Genomic DNA, 18,504 nt, shown 5'->3' with positions numbered 1-18,504 from the left:
CCCTACTGTGCCGGGATGCGATTGAAGAACTACCTCCACCAGATTAGCCCGGTCTTGTCCACGCCCCACGCTGCGCGACGTTTGTTGCGCATTTTTGCGTGGGTGCTGCTGGTGGGCATCCTCGGCGGCGTGTACAGCTTTCTGCTGTTCACCTTCAACAACGAAATTTCTCAGCGGCGCAGTTACATGAGCAGCGCCATCGCCGAGGCGCACACCTTTTTCACCACCCGCGAGGCGCTGCTGGAAAGCCTGAGTTTGTCGGCGACTCGCCAGACCGCTCTGAGCGCGCCGCTGTCCGAGGAAGAAATCCGGCTGCTGCTGGGACAAACCCCCGGCAAGCAATGGAGCATCTGGCTGACCCAGCGCATGCGTGACTATCTGCAAGCGCGCAAATTGAATCTGCTCTACGTCAGCAGCGGCACCGAGGCGCAGGTGTGGCGCCTGTACAACTCGACGCCCATGGCTGGCGATTTTCCGCGTGCGATGCTTGATCGCCTGGAAACCTTCAAACGCGACAACACCAGCGCCCTCAAAGAAATCTGGCTGACCCACAACTTGCCAGGGCACTCGCAGCTGTACATCTTCATTCGCCTGGATGATCGCGACCCCGATTCCGGCTGGCTCGGTCTGGAAATGGACGACCGTGAAGTCTCCAACGCCTTGAGTGACCACAGCGCCGGCGAGTTCACCATGTTCAACTCGCAAGGGATGCCGCTCTTCAGCAACAGCCACAAGCCGCCAGCGGGGCAGCATCTGCCACTGCTGCGCCAGCAGGATTTCTTCGGATTCGTCGGCAACGGCTGGCTGCCCGAGCAACTGGTGTTGCGCAAACAACTGAAGTCGTCGGACTGGCAACTCACCTACTCCATCGACTTGCTGGCGGTGCTTTGGGCCTTGTGGCCGCAGATGCTTGGCGCACTGGTGTTCTGTCTGGCGAGCATCAACCTGGTGTGTCTGCTGACCCGGCGCCTGGAACATCGCTTCATCACGCCCACACTGCACCGGATTCAGGCGCTGGTGGAAAGCGAGCTGTTCAGCCGCGACGTGATCCAGACCGCACCCGTGGCACTCTGCGTGTTGCGCCGCAGCGATGGCCAGGTGGTACTGGAAAATACCCTTGCCCAACAATGGCTGGGCACGTGCAGCCAGCAACTGGGTCCCGGCTGGATTCGCGCTGCGTTTGACGACAATGCGCCCTGCCTGACCGACTATTTCGACACCGCTGATGGCCGGCACCTGTACCTGAGCTGCGCGCCGACCCGCTACAAAGGTGAAGACGTATTGCTTTGCGCCTTCAGCGATATCAGCGCGCGCCGGCAAATCGAAGCGGCGCTGGAGCAGGCGCGCCAGTCGGCCGATGCCGCCAACGAAGCGAAAACCCTGTTTCTCGCGACCATGAGCCACGAAATTCGCACGCCGCTGTATGGCGTGCTCGGCACCCTCGAACTGCTCGCCCGCACCCGGCTCGACAACCAGCAGAAAAGCTATTTGCGCGCGATCGAAGGCTCGTCCGCGACCCTGCTGCAATTGATCTGCGATGTGCTTGATGTGTCGAAAATCGAGGCCGGGCAACTGGCGCTGGAGCTGAGCGATTTTTCCATCGTTGCGCTGGCGCAGGAGGTGGTGCAGGGATACGCGGCGGCGGCGCAGAGCAAAGGTTTGCAGCTGTACGCATGCTTTGATCCGCAACTGCCCGACAGCCTGGTGGGCGATGTCAGCCGGGTGCGGCAGATTCTCAATAACCTGTTGAGCAACGCGGTCAAATTCACCGACTCCGGACGCGTGGTGTTGCGGGTCAGAGCGCTGTCCCGTGAAGGCGAACGCGTGTGCGTGCAATGGCAGGTGTCGGACACCGGGCGCGGCATTGCCCATGCTGATCAGGCATTTATCTTCGATCCGTTCTATCAGACTCAGGGCAATAGCCATGCGGTCGCGGGCACCGGGTTGGGCCTGCCGATCTGCCAGCGGCTGACAAATTTGATGAACGGCACGCTACACATGGTCAGCGAACCGGGGCTGGGCAGTAGTTTTTCCCTGACCTTGCCACTGGAGCAGCGCGCGGGCAGCGGATTGCCCGCAGCAGCGCCGAATCTGGCGGGTGAAACCGTTTACGTGGTGTCGCCGGTACGCGAACTGGCCGAAAGCCTCGCTGGCTGGCTGCGCCGTTGGGGCGCCCGACCGCACCTCGGCGCGCCGGACAACCACGAATCTGCCGACGCTGGCGTGTTGCTGGAACTGTACCCGGCACCGATGGAGCCGCGCGGCGAACTGCAATGGTCAGGGCCGCGGGTACTGGCCAGCGGCGATGCTGCCTGTGAACCGCAATGCACGGGTAAAGGTTGGGTGGCGAATCTGAGTGATCTGGCCGCGATCCGCCGAGCCGTGCGTCAGGCTCAGGGCGGCCAGACCATTGAGCATTCGCAACAGGCAGAAAGCCAGGCGCTGGCGCCGCTGCACCTGCACATCCTCGTGGCCGAAGACAATGCAATCAACCAGTTGATCCTGCGCGACCAGTTGCAAGAGCTGGGCTGCACGGTAGCGTTGGCCAGCGATGGCGAAGAGGCCTTGTCACTGTGGCAGGACGACACCTTCGATGTCGTGCTCAGCGACGTCAACATGCCACGACTCAACGGTTATGAATTGGCCAAAGCCTTGCGTCGCCTGGGCTGCACCACGCCGATCATCGGCGCCACCGCCAACGCCCTGCGCGGTGAAGAGGCCCTGTGCCTGGAGGCCGGCATGAACCACTGCCTAGTCAAACCTTTTACGCTAAGAGCCTTGTCGATCGTCCTGGCTCCCTACGAACGAGTCACCCATGAAGTCCTCTAGCCTGCTGATCGTCGAAGATCATCCGTTCCAGCACCTGTACTTGCAGAACCTGTTCAACGAGCTGGGCGTGTTCGATCTGGAGTTTGCCCGGGACGGCGAAGAAGCCTTGCGGCGTCTGAAAAACCGCGAGTTCGATCTGGTCCTCACCGATCTGCTGATGCCGGGCATGGACGGCGTGCAGTTCATCCAGGGCCTGGCCGCGCAGCCCTCGCGCCCGGCACTGGCGATCATGAGCGCTGCCTCGCGGCGCATGTTGATGGGCGCGAGCCTGGTGGCGAGCAACCTGCAGGTCAAAGTCATCGGGCTGATTTCCAAACCGGTCAACAGCGCTGCCCTGCGTTGTCTGATCGAGCAGTTACAGACGCTGCGCCAGGCCGGCCCGGTCGCGACGCAGCCCGGCATTGATCGGCAAAGTATTCTGCATGCCTTGGACAAGGGTGAATTACAGGCCTGGTTCCAACCCAAAAAGGCACTGGACAATGGCCGCATCGTCGCCGCCGAAACATTGGTGCGCTGGATGCATCCCGAACATGGCACGCTGTTGCCAGGGGCATTTCTACCGGCGCTGATTGCTTATGACCTCGAAGAACGGCTGCTCTGGCGAATGCTGGAACAGGCGATTGCCGCGCAAACCGTATGGCGCCAGCAGGGCTATGACATTCCGGTGTCGATCAATCTGCCCACGCACCTGCTTAACAGCCATGACCTGCCCGACCGCATCCTCGCTTTTGTGCTGCAACATGAAGGCCTGCCGGCGCGGATCTGTTTCGAGCTGATGGAATGCTCGGTGCCCGATGACATCAGTAATTTCTACGCCGGCGCCTGCCGCTTGCGGATCAAGGGTTTCGGTTTGTCTCAGGATGATTTCGGCAAAGGCTACAGTTCTTACATGAATCTGGTGTCGGCGCCTTTCACCGAGCTTAAAATCGACCGCGCGCTGGTGCAGGGTTGCAACAGTAACGCCGAGCTGGCCCAGGCGCTGACCAGCATTGTCACCCTGGGTCGGCAACTGGGCCTGACGGTGGTCGCCGAAGGCGTGGAAACCGCGCAAGAACTTGCTCTGTTGCGTAAGATCGACTGCACTCAGGTTCAGGGTTTCCTGATCTCCCACGCCGTGTCTGCGGAGCAGTTCCAGCAGTTGCTGACCCATGATGGACCGGCCAATGCATGGTGAACCCCAGACGCTGTTGACGACGCCGTTTGCTACCGAGGTCTTTGTGTCCAGACACTTTTCCACTTTGACTGATCAGGCGCTGTAATGCCGCAGCCCAACGCATTTCTGGAAAGACTCGCCAGCAGTTCGCTACGCCTGAACAAGAGCTTGCTGGTGCTCGGTGCGCTGGCCCTGTTGTTGCTGGGCATCAGTTATCTGGGCGTGCAGCGTATGGTGGAAGAACAGCGCGATACCCTGCAGTTCCACTTCGCCCGACTGATGGAAAACATTCACGAGCAGGAAGCCTTTCTCGACGCTATCTCAAGGGCCAGCGCCAAGGGTGTGTACCTTTCCGAGGCTGTGACGCCACCTGTTGTCCAAAAGCTTTTGCCCGAAGAAGGGCCGAACATTTACGAAGGCCGTGGGCTGCCGTTTTCGCTGCCGTTCAGCGTAAAGATCGATCCGGAGCGAATCGCCCCCAGCCAACACCCCAAGGTGTTTGCCCTCGGCAGCTATCTGGCAGCTTATTACAGCGCCTTCTGGGCAGCCTCGCATTACCAGTCGCCGCAGGTGATCCTGCTCAACGGGCCGGACAATTTCGATATCGCCGTGCCCGCCGCCGGCCGTTTGCGTGGTGCAGGGCCGACGCAGATAAGCACCTTCGTCGAGCTAATGACCCGGATGAACATGCAACGGCGCACGCAGACTTCAGCGCAGGTTCACTGGGTGCCCTACGCGTTCGCCGAGGAGGACAACGTTACCCCGACTCTGCTGGCCTACGTGCGGATCAATCTGAGCAAACCGACGCAGGCCATCGAAGGCGCCAACTCCTGGGCGGTGGTCGGCGCGCTGCTGAAACTGTCCCAGGTCAACAACATCGAGCGTTTGATGGCGTGGTCGATTTACGACGACTTCACCCTGCTCACGCCCGACGGTACGGTGTTGATCGGTGCGCTGAAGCCCGATCAAGTGCTCAATGAAGGCACGAATCTGACCGCAGATGGCCTGGTGTTCAAGCTGACCAGCCCCGACGAACGTCCGTGGACGGCGATTTACGTTATCAGTGTGCAGAGCTTTCTCGATTACGCGCTGTGGCCATTGCTGTGCCTTTTGGTTCTCGTGCTCGCCCTGCTCGGCAGTGGCCGGGCACTCAATCGCTGGTACACCCAGCGCGTCATTCTTCCCGCGCAAAGTGCCCACGCGAGCATCGCCGAAAGCGAAGCGTTCAGCCGCGCGGTCATCGACACCGCGCCCACCGGCCTGTGCGTGATCAGTCGCCGCAATCATCAGGTGTTGCTGGAGAACCAGCGCGCCCAGCAATGGCACGACACCCGCGAACTGATCAACCTGCTCGACCGGCAGGCAGCGACCGGCCAAGGCCATGCCGAACTGGAGATTGACGGTCGGCATTTGCATGTCGCCTTCGTCGCCACCCGTTATCAGGGCCAGGACGCCTGGCTGTGTGCACTGCATGATGTGACCCGCCATGTCGAAGACGCGGCGGCGCTTGAGGTCGCGCGCCAGGCCGCTGATTCGGCCAATCGGGCCAAGAGCCGGTTTCTGGCGACGATGAGCCATGAAATCCGCACGCCGCTGTATGGCGTGCTCGGCACTCTGGAACTGCTCGGTCTGACCACGCTGAACCCGCGTCAACAGGCTTATCTGGACACCATCCAGCGCTCGTCGGCCAGTCTGTTCAAGCTGATCAGCGACGTGCTGGATGTGTCGAAGATCGAGGCCGGGCAAATGAATCTCGAGCTTCAGCCGTTTTGTCCGCTGGAGCTGACCGAAGACGTCGTGCGCAGCTTCGGCGCGTTTGCCCGTGGCAAAGGTTTGCAACTGTATGCCTGCATCGATGCGGCGCTACCGGATCAATTGCTCGGTGATGCGCAGCGCATTCGCCAGATCCTCAATAACTTGCTGAGCAACGCAATCAAGTTCACTGACAATGGCCGAGTGGTCATGCGCGTTCATGTGCTGCAAAACACTGGCGGGCGCGCCGAGGTGCAGTGGCAGGTCAGCGATTCGGGCGTGGGCATTTCCCAGGCGCAGCAACAGCAGTTGTTCGACCCGTTCTATCAAGTCAACGAAGCCGACAGTCATGCCGGTGCCGGGTTGGGTCTGGCCATTTGCAAGTGGCTGTGTGAGTTGATGCAGGGTCAGTTGAACGTGGTCAGCGAGCCGGGACTGGGCAGCCGCTTCAACTTGCAACTGACCCTGGATTGCGCACCTGGCAGCCTCGCCGATTGCCCATCGTTCGTGGCCGGCGGCGCCGCCGTTTATGTACGGGCACCGGTGGCCGAACTGGCGCAGCATCTGAGCGCCTGGCTTGACCGCTTTGGTCTTGATTGCCGCCTGGTGACGAACGAGCTGCCGCCCTCCTCGGCGCTGCTGGTGGACCTTGCGCCGCTGGCCAACGCCAGCGTATTCGATGGCCCGCGAATCATCGCCATGGCGGGCGGCCCCAATCCGGCGCAGGTGAGCGGCAGCGACTGGCTGGTTGATGCCGACGATGTACGTGCAATTGGCTGGGCAATTGCGCTGGCCCGACACGGCGCCAGTCACCCGCGTGCGCCTTCGCAGCAGAAAAACAGCCGAACGCTGAACCTGCGCGTACTGGTGGCCGAGGACAATACGATCAACGCGGCGATCATCAAGGAACAACTGGAGGCGCTGGGCTGTTCGGTAGTGGTCGCCGCCAATGGCGAACAGGCGCTGGTGCAATGGGCACCCGGACGCTTCGATCTGCTGCTGACCGACGTCAACATGCCGATCATGAACGGTTACCAGTTGGCCGCCGCACTGCGCCAGCAGGATGCGACGCTGCCGATCATCGGCGTCACCGCCAATGCCCTGCGCGAAGAAGGCGAACGTTGCGCCGCCGTCGGCATGAACGCATGGATGGTCAAGCCGCTGAACCTGGCAACACTGCGCACGCAGCTGCAAAGCCACTGCCAGACAGCGATCGCGCCGGTGGCAGACGCCGCGCCGCCCCTCTCACCCAAAATGCGCGAGCTGTTTGTCGCGACCCTGCGCCGCGACGTTCAGACCACACTGACCGCGCTGGACGCGGCCAACGCCAGCAGCGTCGCACAGCAACTGCACAGCATGGCCGGGGCACTCGGCGCCGTGCGGGTCGAGGCCCTGGCCAGCACGTTTGTCGAGCTGGAATGTCGCTTGACCGGCATGGCGATCACCCCGGCGCTGGCCCTGCAAGTGCGCCAACAACTGGCGCGTCTGACTGACCTGCTCGACACCCTCGAATAATTTCACTCTGGATAAAGCACCCATGGAAACCTTCAACGTTGTCATCGCCGATGATCATCCCATCGTCCTTCTGGGAGTACGGGAACTGGTCGAGCGTGACCGACGCTTCAACGTGGTGGGCGAGGCAGTGTGTCCCGATGGCTTGATCGAGTTGCTGAAGTCTCAGGCGGTGGATCTGTTGATCACCGATTTCAACATGCCCGGTGACTCGCCCTACGGTGACGGCCTGAAGCTGGTGGAGTTCGTGACCCGGCATTTTCCTGAAGTGAAGGTGCTGGTCCTGACCATGATTTCCAATCCTCTGATCCTGACCCGCCTGCAGGAACTCGGTGTACTGGCGGTGATTCAGAAAAGCCAGCTGCACGTTGAAATAGAGGTGGCGCTCAAAGCCATTGCCAAAGGCAATCGGGTACGTAGCAAAGGACCAGCGCCAACGTCGGTGCTCAACGATGGCGCCGATCTGGATGAACGCTTTTCCCGACTGTCGCCCAAGGAACATGAAATTCTGCGGCTGTTCGTTCAAGGCCAGGGCGTTAACGAAATTGCCAGGGGATTGAACAGAAGTGCCAAAACCATCAGTACGCAGAAAATCTCAGCCATGCGCAAACTTGAAGTAAATAGCGATCAAGAGTTACTGGCTTATTGCATCGAACGCAACTTGTTCAAATAAACGACTCTGTACTTCGACGTAACATCCCCCGCATCTAGGAATCGTCTGATGTTCCACCGGGAACCCAGGTTTTATTGTGTTGCTTTAACCCCAACCAATGGAAAAGCAACATGAAAAAGCTGACTCGCGCACTTCTCGCCCTTTCGATCATTGCCGCTGCCGGCAACGCTCTGGCAGAAGATCCACCGGCCCCAACCCCGACCAAGGCTGGTAGCGGCACCATCAACTTCACCGGCACCATCAACAACGATGCCTGCTCGGTTGAAGGCGCCGGAAGCAACAAAACCATTTCGGTCAACATGGGCGAAGTGTCGATCAAGGACATGGGCACCGCCACTGCACCTAAAGGCAACGGCACCCTGAGCGCCGAAAACTTCGACATGAAGATCAACTGCAACGCCGGCACAAAAGTGGCGATGATTTTCGAACCGACCAAGGGCGCAGGCTCGGGCATCGTTGCCGGGACCAAAGTGCTGAAGCTGATCGACGGCCTGGGCGCTGCGAAGAACATCGGTATCGCCTTGCTCGACTCCAACGGCGCGTTGATCGACCTGAGCTCGCCGTCCACCGCGAAGATCGAAAACACCCTGCAAGACAGCAACACCACGCTGAAATTCTCGGCTGCCTACGTCACCACCGCCGACGTGGCAACTGCCGTTGCCGGTCGCGGCGATGCCACCCTGCCGTTCACGCTGCAATACGAATAACCCGCGCGAATACTCGAGCCCGGTGCGGGGCCACACGGCCCCGCGCTTTCAATCACTTGCGCGGTAACCATCATGTTTTATCGTCACTCATTGTCCTTTTGTGCGGGCCTTTTGGGTCTGCTCGTGGCCAATCAGGCCATGGCCGGCATTTCCTTGAGCAGTACCCGTCTGGTCTTCGACGGCCAACACAAGGAAGCCGGGATCACCGTGCGTAACAGCGGTGCAGATGTACTGATTCAGTCGTGGATCGACACCGACTCCAGTGAAACTGCCGCGGTACCGTTTGCCGTCACTCCGCCACTGGTGCGCGTCAGCGGCGACGAACAGCAGATCTTGCGGGTGATCTACGAAGGCGCGGGCATGCCGACCGACCGCGAGTCGGTGGTCTGGCTCAATGTGCAGGAAATTCCCCAGTCGGCGAAATCGGCCAACACTTTGCAACTGGCCGTGCGCCAGCGCATCAAGGTGTTCTTCCGCCCCTCGGGACTGAAAAACAATGCCTACCTGGCACCGAGCGAACTGACCTGGCGCCTGGCCGAACGCGCCGGCAAACAAGTACTGCTGGTGAACAACCCGGGCCAGTATCACGTGTCGATTGCCGACATAACACTGCAATCGGGCACACTCAGCGAACATCCCTTTGATTCGATGATGATTGCCCCCGGCGAACAAAAAGAGTTCAGCCTCAAACAACTTCATCACACCAATACCGCACGCCTGTTATTCAGCAGCATTAATGACTATGGCGCACAAGACCGTTACAGCGCGCAACTTTCCAACAGTGCCGATATTCGAGCCAGCTTGAATAAAGAAGCGCCATAACTTACGTGTCGCTGTCACAGCCGCACTTTCACTGTATTTCTCTTCGCTCCGTTAGTTCGTATCGGAGGTGATATAGGGTTCCTGCATGTTTTTACTCAAGCGCGACGGATTGGCGCCTTTTTCAATGGCCCTGGTGTTCAGTTGCACCTGCCTGGCCGATGACGAAGAACAATTCAATACATCGTTTCTGCAAGGCGCCCCCTCCTCTGTTGACCTGCAATCACTGCTCGCCACCAGTCGCGTACTGCCCGGTATTTACCGGGTGGATCTCTACGGCAACGAGACCCTGGTCGGCCGTCGCGATATCGACTTCCGTCGCCACCCCGGCACGGGCAAGGTCCAGGCCTGCCTGACCCTGGAGATGGTGCAGCAATTGGGGGTCGACATCGGCAAACTGCAAGCCGCTGGCAAACTCGTCGGCGATGACCCCGACGCCTGCCTCGACCTGCCCGCGTTGATCGACCACGCCACCGTGCGCTACGACGTGCCGCGCCTGCGCCTGATGGTCAGCGTGCCGCAAAACGCCATGGAGCGTGGCCGGCGTGGCTATGTCGACCCGGCCTTGTGGGACGCAGGCGTGCCCGCCGCGTTCATCAACTATCAGTTGAGCAGCAGCCGCAACAGCACTCAGGGTGTAAACACGCTGAGCAATAACGTTGGCTTGCGCAATGGCATCAACCTCGGCGCCTGGCGTTTGCGTAACGAATCGAACTTCAACAGCAGCACCGGCCAGCCCAGCACGTTCAAGAGCAACCGCAGCTATCTGCAACATGACGTGACCGCGCTCAAAGGCCAGTTCAGTGCCGGGGATATTTTCTCCGACGCCGACCTGTTCGACAGCGTGCGCTATCGTGGCCTGAAACTGGCGTCCGACGACGGCATGCGTGCCGACAGCGAGCGCGGTTATGCACCCGTGATTCGCGGCATTGCGCAATCCAGCGCGACCGTGGAGATTCGCCAGAACAACTACATCCTCTACACCGCCAACGTGCCGCCGGGGCCGTTCGAGATCAGCGACATCTACCCCAGCGGTTCCAATGGCGACCTGGAAGTGACGATTATCGAAGCCGATGGTCGACGCCGGGTGACGGTGCAAGCATTTTCCAGCCTGCCGATCATGGTCCGTCAGGGCCAGTTGAAGTACAGCGTCTCGGCCGGCCAGTACAACAGCAACAGCGAGGATCAGAAGACCCCGCAGTTTGTCAGCAGCACACTGGCGTATGGCATCAGCAGCAACTTGTCCGGGATCGTCGGTGTGCAGGCGACGGACAATTTCAAGGCGTTGTCTGTCGGAGCCGGTCGCAATACCGCCATCGGTGCGATCTCCCTGGACTTGACCCACTCGATGAGCAACACCTTCGGCGAAACGGTCACCGGTAACAGCCTGCGCGCGCTGTATGCGAAAACGTTCACCGGCACCGACACCAACTTCACCCTCGCCGCCTACCGTTACTCGACAGAGGGCTATCGCACCCTCACCGAGCACGTCGAGGAGTTGAGCCGCGATGGCCAGCAACGCACCGGCAACTCGAAAACCCGCACCGACCTGACCGTCAACCAGAGCCTGGGGCGCAACCAGGAATATGGCAGCGTCTACGTGAACGCCAGCGACCAGCGTTACTGGGGGCGCGGCGGTTCGCAAAGCCTGTCGGCCGGGTACAGCAACTATTGGGGGGATGTGAGTTACAACATCGGCGCCACCTACTCCAAAGATGTCGGCAATTACGGGCCGGCGAACAACGACACGCTGGTCAACCTGTCTGTGTCGTTCCCGCTGGGTTCCAAGCCCCGTGCACCGCGGGCCTTTGTCTCGGCCAGCACGCAGAAATCCAGCGATACCACGCAGATGGGCATCAACGGCTATCTGTCGGAAGACAGCGACACCTATTACTCGGTACAAGCCGGCAACAGCAGCACCGGCGGCAGCTCTGGGTCGGTCAACCTCAACACCCGCACCTCGGTGATGGATATCAGTGCCGGCTACAGTCAGGGACGCGGCTACAACTCGCAGAACCTTAACCTGGCGGGTTCGATCGTCGGCCATGCCGGCGGCGTCAACCTGGGACAAACTGTGGGCGAGACGTTCGCACTGGCGCAGGTCGAAGGCGTGGAAGGGGTGAAAATCGGCAGCTTCTCCGGGGCCAAAACCGGCAGTAACGGCTTCGCCGTGGTGCCCAACGCGCAGCCTTATCGGGTGAACTGGATCAACCTCGACACCCGTGACCTGGGCGGCGATGTCGAGATCGAGAACGCCACCCGGCAAGTGGTGCCACGACGCGGTGCCGTGGTGTTGGCACGTTACGCCAGCAAGACCGGACGGCGCGTGCAGTTCGCCTTGTTCGACGCGCAGCATCAACCGATCCCGTTTGGCGCATCGCTCGAAGACAGCGCCGGCAAGCAACTGGCGATTTCCGATCCGGGCGGCAAGGCACTGGCGCTGGTGGAAGCCGACGCCGGCACCCTGACCATCAACTGGCAGGGCCAGCGGTGTGAGGCGTCGTATGCACTGCCCGAGCGGGACAAGGCGCTGAACTACGAGCGGGCCTCGCTGGTGTGCCGCCCGCCCACCGTTAATCTGCCGTAAGAAAAAATCCTTGCCCACCACAGATCAGTGTAGGAGCGAGCCTGCTCGCGATCAGGCCATCAGCCGCACCATTGATATCGGCTGAAAAAACGCCATCGCGAGCAGGCGAAGGCCTACAAGGGGAACGCATTCCAAATGTAGGCCTTCGCCTGCTCGCGATTGAAGCGACTCGGTTCAGGAGAAAGCGCGATCTAGAAATCGCGCTTGTAGAAGATATCCAGCGAACTGGCGACACCGCTGGCCGCTTCCAGATAAACCTTCTTGCTCAGCTTGTAACGCAGCGCGATGGTGTTGGCCGGTTCAAACACGCCGACGCCATAGCGCAGACTGAGCTTCTCGGAAATGTTGCCGCTGGCGACCACGCTGGTGGTGTTGCCGCTGCCTTGGGTGTCGAGCTGGAAGTCCTGAATCCCCAGGTCCTTGGCCAGGCTGCTGGTGACCCCGGAACTGCCCATCAGGCCCAGACCCAACGCCGCTTGCGCAAGCATGTTGTTGTCTTCGCCGTTGGTGCTCAGCGGACGCCCCAGCACCAGATACGACAACGCCTGCTCCTGGCTCATGGCCGGCTCGGAGAAGATCTGCGTGGTCGGCTGCTCGGCACTGCCGCTCAGGCGAATACCGGCGATCACGTCGTCAGTCTTGCGAATCGCTTCGATGTCCAGATAAGGCTGATCGAGAGGGCCGGCGAACAACAGACGCGCACGACGCACGGTCAGACGCTGGCCGTAGGCACTGTAGCGGCCGTCGTTGAGCCACAGCTCACCACGGGTGTCCATGTTGTCGCCGATGTGCACATGACCTTGCACGTTGGCGGTCAAACCAAAACCGGCGAAGGCGAGTTTGTCTTCGCCGACCACCACGTCGATGTCCATCTTCATGGCCATCGGTGGTTTGCCCTCTTCGGTCTGCGCGCCGACGATGATCGTGTCGTCGGAAACTTTTACCGTCGAGGGCGGCAGTTCACGCACGGTGATTTCACCTCTGGGCACCTGCACCTTGCCGGCAATCTTCAGCTCATCGCCGGCCATGGAGATCTTCAGGTCCGGCGCCACTTCGAGTTTGGCGTACGGCTCGACAGTGACCGGCAGTTGCGTGCCCTTGAGCGCCACGTCGACCATCAGCGCCTGCCCCCAGGCGACGTTGCCGTTGAGGCTGCCCTGGCCGGTCTTGCCGCTTTTCCAGCCGCCGTCCAGACGTATCGATTCGCCGGCAATCACCGCTTGCAGTTGCAAGTCCTTGAGTTCCATCGGCAACTCGGCGCCGGACACTTCGCCGTCGCTGAGCTTGACCGTGCCGTTGACCAGCGGCGCCAGCAGCCCGCCGGAAATCGTGCCGCTGCCGTTCAGGTGTCCGGTGAGTTTCTCGACCATCGGCACAAACGGCCGCGCCACCGACAAATCCAGCCCGCTGAGGCGGAACGAGCCGCTCAACGGTTTGTTTTTCGGCAGCGGATTGAGTTGCGCCTGCACCATCAGTTCACCGAGTTTGCCGCCCACGAAGTTGAGGTCGGTGTCGATGCGCTTCGGTGTGAGTTTGCTGGTGAGTTTCAGGGTCTGGTACGGGAAGTCCAGCCACTGATCCTTTTCCTTCATGCGCAAGGTGCCGCCGCTGGCGTCGATGCTGACCACGCCGTTCGGGCCGCTGGCCGGCAGGTCCAATTGCAGATCGGCGTTGAGCTTGCCTTGCCAGGCGAAGTCTTTCGGCAGCCATTGCGCCAGGCTTTCGATCGGGAACTGCTTGAGGTGGTAGCGCAGTTTCGGCTCAGGCATCAGCCGCTGGTCTTCGCCGCACAGGCTGGCATTGCCGGACATCCAGCAATGCGCGCCGAAGTTGATTTTGCCGTCGGCGAGGCGTTCGAGCCTGGCCGGATTCTGCAGTTTCCAGTCCTGACCACCAGCCTGAATGTCACCACTGGCCAGACGTCCGCGCCAATTACCCTGGTCCAGCTTACCGTCGAGGCCGAGGGCCAGTTTCAGTTTCGGCCCGAGCAGGTCGAGGTTGAGTTTCTGGCTCTTGATGTCGCCTTGGGCGCTGGCGGTCAACACGCCGAGATTGGTGTCGCCGGCCTGAATCCCGCTGCCCTTCAGATCGATCTTCGCCCGCTGCGCACTGTCGAGGCTGGCATCGAGGTTGAGGCTTTGCAGGCGATTGTCCTGGAACGCCAGTTGCGAACCTTGCAAATCGAGCTTGCCTTGCGGCGCCTTCAGCGTACCGGCGACGTTGACCTGCCCAGTGACCTGTCCGCGCAGTTGCGGCCAGAGTTGAGCCAGCCGCGCCAGCTTGATGTCGATCTGCCCGGTGAGTTTCTGTTGCAGGCTGCCCTTGCCGTTGATGCTGTTGTCGCCTAAGCGGATTTGCAGGGCGTTGAGGTTCCACTGTTCGCCGGAACCATCAGCCTTGGCTTGCAGGATCGCCGGTTGACCACGCAACTTGCCCTTGAGGTCGAGGTCGGCGCTGAGGCTCAGGCGCTCGTTCTTCATCTCGCCCTGGCTTTTCAGCAGCCCGGCCAAGGTGCCCGGCAACTCCGCGACCCAGTACGCCGGGTTCAGCGCCGACAGCTCCAGCGCGGTGTCCCAGGCGATGCCGTCGGCGAACTGCACGTTCACATGACCTTCGGCCTTGCCCTGCCCGGCTTCCATTTTCAGTTGCGGCAAGGCGATCTGTTTCAGGCTGCCGCTGAACGGACTGCTCAGGCTGAACGCCCCCGCCGGACCGTCCAGTGCGGCGGCAAAGTTACCGATGTACTGACCGTCGGTGTAGGAGACTTCGCCGGTGAAGGTGCGCAACGCGACTTGCGGCTCGTCGATTTCGTTATAGAGCCGATGCCACGGGAAATCCTGCCAGTTGATGTTGGCTTGCGCGGTAAGGCCTTTGCTCCAGTCGACACTGCCAGTAAGTTTGAGACTCTGCTTGTCGTTGGCCGTCAGGTCGAGGCCGGCGATCTGCGCGCCGCTGGCGTCCACCTTGCCGTTGAGCAGCAGCGCCACCGGGCCTTTGTCGGCGGGCAGCGTGGCATTGCCGCTTAACTGATAACCGTTTTTCAGATCGCCTTCGCCGGTCAACACCAATTGATTGAGTTGCAACGTGTCCGGCAGATCGGCGCTCGGTTTGAAGGCCTCCGAGGTGATGCGCACCTTGGCCGGCAGGTTTTCCGCCAGCGGTTGTAGCTCGCCGCTCAACTGGCCGTCGAGGTAACCGTGGCTGTCGGCGTGCAGGTTGAGGGTTTTCAGCAGATCGCCGTCAACCTTCAGCGCCAGTGTCCAGGGGCCGGTGCCCGGCGACGGCAGGGTCAGGTCGCCGGCAATGTTCAGCGGCCAGTTGCCGGTCGGTTGCAGCAGGCCGGAGAGGTTCAGGCTCAGATCGTCGCGTTGCAGTTTGACGCTGTCGATCTGCAGGCCCTGGGCAGTCCAGTGCGCCGCCAATTGCAGGCCCTTGAGCTGCTCGCTGCCATTGAACAACAGGCTGCCGACCTGCACGTCACCCAGTTCGATGGCCACCGGCAATTGCAGATCCGGCAGTTTGATCGGGCCGCTGTCGGTGGTTTCTTCACTCGGCGGGAATTGCAGAATGACCTGATCCGCCTTGAGCTGTTCGATGCACAGGGTCATGCGGGTCAGGCACAGCGGTGACCAGGCGAAGATCGGCTTGTTCAGCTCGACCCGGCTGCTGTCCTGCTGCCACAGCAGATGATCGGCGCTCCACTGCCCGCCGAGGCGACCCTGGAAATTCTCCACGCTCAGGCCGGGCACCAGGCCCAGCGCCCAACGACTGCCCGCCTGCGTTCCGAGTACCGCGCTGATGCTCAATACAATCAACAACAGCAACGCCAGCAGCGTCAGTGCCGCTATTTTCAAACCACGCTTCACAGCTCAGGCCCCATGGAAAAGTGCAGCCGGATGCCGCCATCGTCGTCCAGCGCGTGGGCCAGGTCGAGGCGGATCGGCCCCACCGGCGAGACCCAGCGCACACCGATACCGACCCCGGTCTTGAGGTTCGGCAGTTCGAGTTTGTTGAAAGAGTTGCCCTGGTCGACGAAGGTCGCGATACGCCACTTCTCGGCAATCGAATATTGATACTCGACGCTGCCGGCCACCATGTAGCGCCCGCCGATGCGGTCGCCCTTGGAGTTCTCCGGGGACAAGCTCTGGTAGTCGTAACCACGCACGCTCTGATCACCACCGGCAAAGAAGCGCAGCGATGGCGGTACCGAGTTGTAGCCGTTGGTGGCGCTGCCGCCGACCTGCACCCGCCCGAGGAAGCGGTGGTTGTCGAATACGGTGGTCAGGCCTTTGATCAACGCCGTGCCATAGAGCAGGTTGTTGTCCGAGCCGAGGCCTTCCTTCGCCACTTTGCTTTCAAAGGTCAGGCGATAGCCGTGGTGCGGGTCGATGCGATTGTCGCTTTTGAGGTACGAATAGCTGATGCCGGGCATCAACAAGGTACTGAGGCCCGAGTCGTCGCCGAGCTGGTATTCCTCGCGCTGCCATTTCAACGAGATGACCCGCTGCCAGCCGCTGGGCAGCTTGCTGTGCCATTCCGGGCCGAACGTCAGCAGCTTGCTCAGGGTGTCGGAGCCGTCGATGTCTTCATATTGATAGCCGCCAGCCCAACGCAGTTTGTCGGTCAGCGGCGGGTCGAGCGGGATGTCATAGAACAGCCCGACGTTCTGCCGCGGCGCCGACAATTCGGCCTCCCAGCCATAGCTGTCGCCCTGCGGGTTGACCCAGTGGCGGGTCCAGTTGGCCTTGATCCGTGGGCCGACGTCGGTGGAATAACCGAGGCCCAGGCCCATGGTGCGCGGCTTGCGCGTGTCGAGTTTGACGTCCACCGGAATCACGTCGTTCTTGGCTGCCGTCGGCGCGGCATCGACGCGTACGCCTTCGAAATAGCCACTCGATTGCAGGTCGCGGTTGAGTTCGGCGATCAGCTCGGAGTCGTACGGATCGCCCGCCTTGAACGGCACCATGCGCTGCAACAGGTCTTCGTCGAACGGTGTGTCGCCCTCGAAACTGACGTTGCCCAGCGCATAACGCGGGCCGCTTTCGTAGATCAGTTCGACATCGGCCACCCCGGCGCGAGGATCGACCATGAGTTTCTGGCTGGTGAAATGGCCGCTGAAAAAACCGAAGCGCGAGGCCTGGTTCTGGATCAGGCGTTTGGCGTCTTCATAACGCCCATGATTGAGCACGGCGCCGGACTTGAGCATGTCGCTGCTCGGCACACGAAAGGATTTGAGGGCGGCGGCAGGCCCGCCGACGCGGATGGTGACGTTGCGCAGACGAATCGGTTCGCCGGGATCGATGTTCAGTACCAGGCGCGGCTTTTCGCCGCCCTTCACATCACTGTCGATCTGCGGCTGGTAATAACCCAAGGCCTGCGCGGCTTTGCGCGCCTGCTCCTCGGCCCCGCGACTGAAGCGCAGCAAGGCTTCTTCATCACGATCGCCGAGGCTGCCGATATAGCCTTCTATATTGGCCTTCAGTTCATCGTTGGACGGTTTGATCCGCACGTCCAATTCACTTTGCGCCAGCGCCGCACAGCTGGTTAACAGCATGAGCACGCCACTGGTAAATCTTCCTGGAAACTTCATAGGCGCGGATGCTATCACGGGCTTGGGAGCGTGATAGAACAGGAAATGTCCGAAAAAGTTCGACGACTAAGCCGTTGCAGTTTGTAACACCTGCGGATTGGCGTGGAAAAACACGTGCTCGCGCACCGGGCCGACAGCCACTTCACCGATCTCTTCGTAGCCTTGGCGTTTATAGAATTCCAGGTAGCGCGGATTACCGGTGTCGAGCACCACGCCTTGCGAACTTTCGTCCACCGCGCACCAGTTGTGCACCGCCGTCAGCAACTGCTCGCCGAAGTGTTTGCCCTGAAACTGCGGATGAACGCCCAACAGCGGCAACATGTGCACCGAATCGCTGGGCACGCACGCGGCCACCGCATCGTGATATTCCAGATAGCGCCGGGTGCAGCGAAAACCGGTGCTGAGCACCATGCGCAGGCGCCACGCCCAACTCTCGGTGATGCCCAACCGGCGCTGCGGCGGCGCGATCAGGGCGATGCCGATCAACCGATCGTTGACCAACAGGCCGATGGCCGGCAGATCCTGCAGAAAATGCTGTTTGACCAGTTCGCGCACGGTGGCCCGCACACGCTGCTCATAGCCCGGCCGCTCGGCCTCGAACAGGTAACCGAAGGTCGGCTCGTGCCGGTAGGCCTGATACAGCAGTGATCGGGCTTCACGCGAGTAACCGCGGTCGAGCATGTGGATGTCGGCAATGGCAGTCTGGGTTTCAGGCATGACGATGATGCTCCCCGGGGCGCGTGCAAAGGGCGGCGCTCTTGTTGGTACGAACCTTTTGATGGTGGCGCAGTTCCCCACAGGTATAGACCAAGGCTGGAGCTTCATCGATTTTGCCGGCCTCTTCGCGAGCAAGCTCGCTCACACATTTGGAATGCGCTCACC

Annotated in this window: 10 protein-coding genes; 7 read left to right on the top strand and 3 right to left on the bottom strand. The window is 61.0% G+C overall.

The features are described 5' to 3' along the window. The first annotated feature begins 15 nt into the window (after window positions 1-15). The 7 genes from NN484_RS20520 (at window position 16) to NN484_RS20490 (ending at window position 12,032) form a co-directional block, all read left to right on the top strand. Complete coding sequence (locus NN484_RS20520) at window positions 16-2,829, top strand: ATP-binding protein (RefSeq protein ID WP_274657742.1); 2,814 nt, start codon at window positions 16-18, stop codon at window positions 2,827-2,829. Further along, a complete protein-coding gene (gene pvrR, locus NN484_RS20515) occupies window positions 2,816-4,003 on the top strand; it encodes a response regulator cyclic di-GMP phosphodiesterase PvrR (protein WP_127652062.1) in 1,188 nt (395 codons plus the stop codon). Before NN484_RS20520 ends, pvrR begins: the two co-directional genes overlap by 14 nt. Before the next feature lie 84 nt (window positions 4,004-4,087). Further along, window positions 4,088-7,249, top strand: coding sequence for a hybrid sensor histidine kinase/response regulator (locus tag NN484_RS20510; protein WP_274657741.1), 3,162 nt, complete (start codon window positions 4,088-4,090; stop codon window positions 7,247-7,249). Window positions 7,250-7,271: 22 nt separating this feature from the next. Further along, window positions 7,272-7,919 (top strand): response regulator, encoded by a 648-nt coding sequence (locus NN484_RS20505; protein WP_127652064.1) that lies wholly within the window; start codon window positions 7,272-7,274, stop codon window positions 7,917-7,919. 110 nt (window positions 7,920-8,029) lie between these two features. Beyond that, entirely contained in the window at window positions 8,030-8,626 is a 597-nt protein-coding gene (locus NN484_RS20500; RefSeq protein ID WP_099756666.1) for a fimbrial protein, read from the top strand. 72 nt (window positions 8,627-8,698) lie between these two features. Continuing rightward, window positions 8,699-9,448 carry a fimbrial biogenesis chaperone gene (locus tag NN484_RS20495; protein ID WP_127652065.1) on the top strand — a complete coding sequence of 250 codons (750 nt, stop codon included), beginning with the start codon at window positions 8,699-8,701 and terminating at the stop codon, window positions 9,446-9,448. Window positions 9,449-9,533: 85 nt separating this feature from the next. Next, window positions 9,534-12,032, top strand: coding sequence for a fimbria/pilus outer membrane usher protein (locus NN484_RS20490; protein ID WP_215500949.1), 2,499 nt, complete (start codon window positions 9,534-9,536; stop codon window positions 12,030-12,032). A 191-nt stretch (window positions 12,033-12,223) separates the two neighbouring features. On the opposite strand, the gene NN484_RS20485 is transcribed toward NN484_RS20490, so the two are convergent. The 3 genes from NN484_RS20485 to NN484_RS20475 all read right to left on the bottom strand — a co-directional run bounded on the left by NN484_RS20485 (window position 12,224) and on the right by NN484_RS20475 (window position 18,339). Then, complete coding sequence (locus NN484_RS20485) at window positions 12,224-15,898, bottom strand: translocation/assembly module TamB domain-containing protein (RefSeq protein ID WP_215500950.1); 3,675 nt, start codon at window positions 15,896-15,898, stop codon at window positions 12,224-12,226. Next, window positions 15,895-17,622, bottom strand: a complete 1,728-nt coding sequence (locus NN484_RS20480; RefSeq protein ID WP_274657740.1) for an autotransporter assembly complex protein TamA — start codon at window positions 17,620-17,622, stop codon at window positions 15,895-15,897. Before NN484_RS20480 ends, NN484_RS20485 begins: the two co-directional genes overlap by 4 nt. Window positions 17,623-17,688: 66 nt before the next feature. Continuing rightward, a complete protein-coding gene (locus NN484_RS20475) occupies window positions 17,689-18,339 on the bottom strand; it encodes a GNAT family N-acetyltransferase (protein ID WP_215500952.1) in 651 nt (216 codons plus the stop codon). Window positions 18,340-18,504: the final 165 nt, after the last annotated feature.

Source organism: Pseudomonas serboccidentalis, from assembly GCF_028830055.1.
In the GTDB taxonomy this organism is placed as follows: Bacteria; Pseudomonadota; Gammaproteobacteria; order Pseudomonadales; family Pseudomonadaceae; genus Aquipseudomonas; species Aquipseudomonas serboccidentalis.
The sequence above is the reverse complement of the archived record's forward strand: the minus strand, read 5'-3'. Positions and strand labels throughout refer to the sequence as shown.

What these genes read in the sequence shown, in the direction of transcription:
- NN484_RS20475 (WP_215500952.1), bottom strand. Translation starts at nt 18,339, where the DNA reads ATGCCTGAAACCCAGACTGCCATTGCCGACATCCACATGCTCGACCGC.
- NN484_RS20505 (WP_127652064.1), top strand. Translation starts at nt 7,272, where the DNA reads ATGGAAACCTTCAACGTTGTCATCGCCGATGATCATCCCATCGTCCTT.
- NN484_RS20495 (WP_127652065.1), top strand. Translation starts at nt 8,699, where the DNA reads ATGTTTTATCGTCACTCATTGTCCTTTTGTGCGGGCCTTTTGGGTCTG.
- NN484_RS20520 (WP_274657742.1), top strand. Translation starts at nt 16, where the DNA reads ATGCGATTGAAGAACTACCTCCACCAGATTAGCCCGGTCTTGTCCACG.
- NN484_RS20500 (WP_099756666.1), top strand. Translation starts at nt 8,030, where the DNA reads ATGAAAAAGCTGACTCGCGCACTTCTCGCCCTTTCGATCATTGCCGCT.
- NN484_RS20510 (WP_274657741.1), top strand. Translation starts at nt 4,088, where the DNA reads ATGCCGCAGCCCAACGCATTTCTGGAAAGACTCGCCAGCAGTTCGCTA.
- NN484_RS20480 (WP_274657740.1), bottom strand. Translation starts at nt 17,622, where the DNA reads ATGAAGTTTCCAGGAAGATTTACCAGTGGCGTGCTCATGCTGTTAACC.
- pvrR (WP_127652062.1), top strand. Translation starts at nt 2,816, where the DNA reads ATGAAGTCCTCTAGCCTGCTGATCGTCGAAGATCATCCGTTCCAGCAC.
- NN484_RS20490 (WP_215500949.1), top strand. Translation starts at nt 9,534, where the DNA reads ATGTTTTTACTCAAGCGCGACGGATTGGCGCCTTTTTCAATGGCCCTG.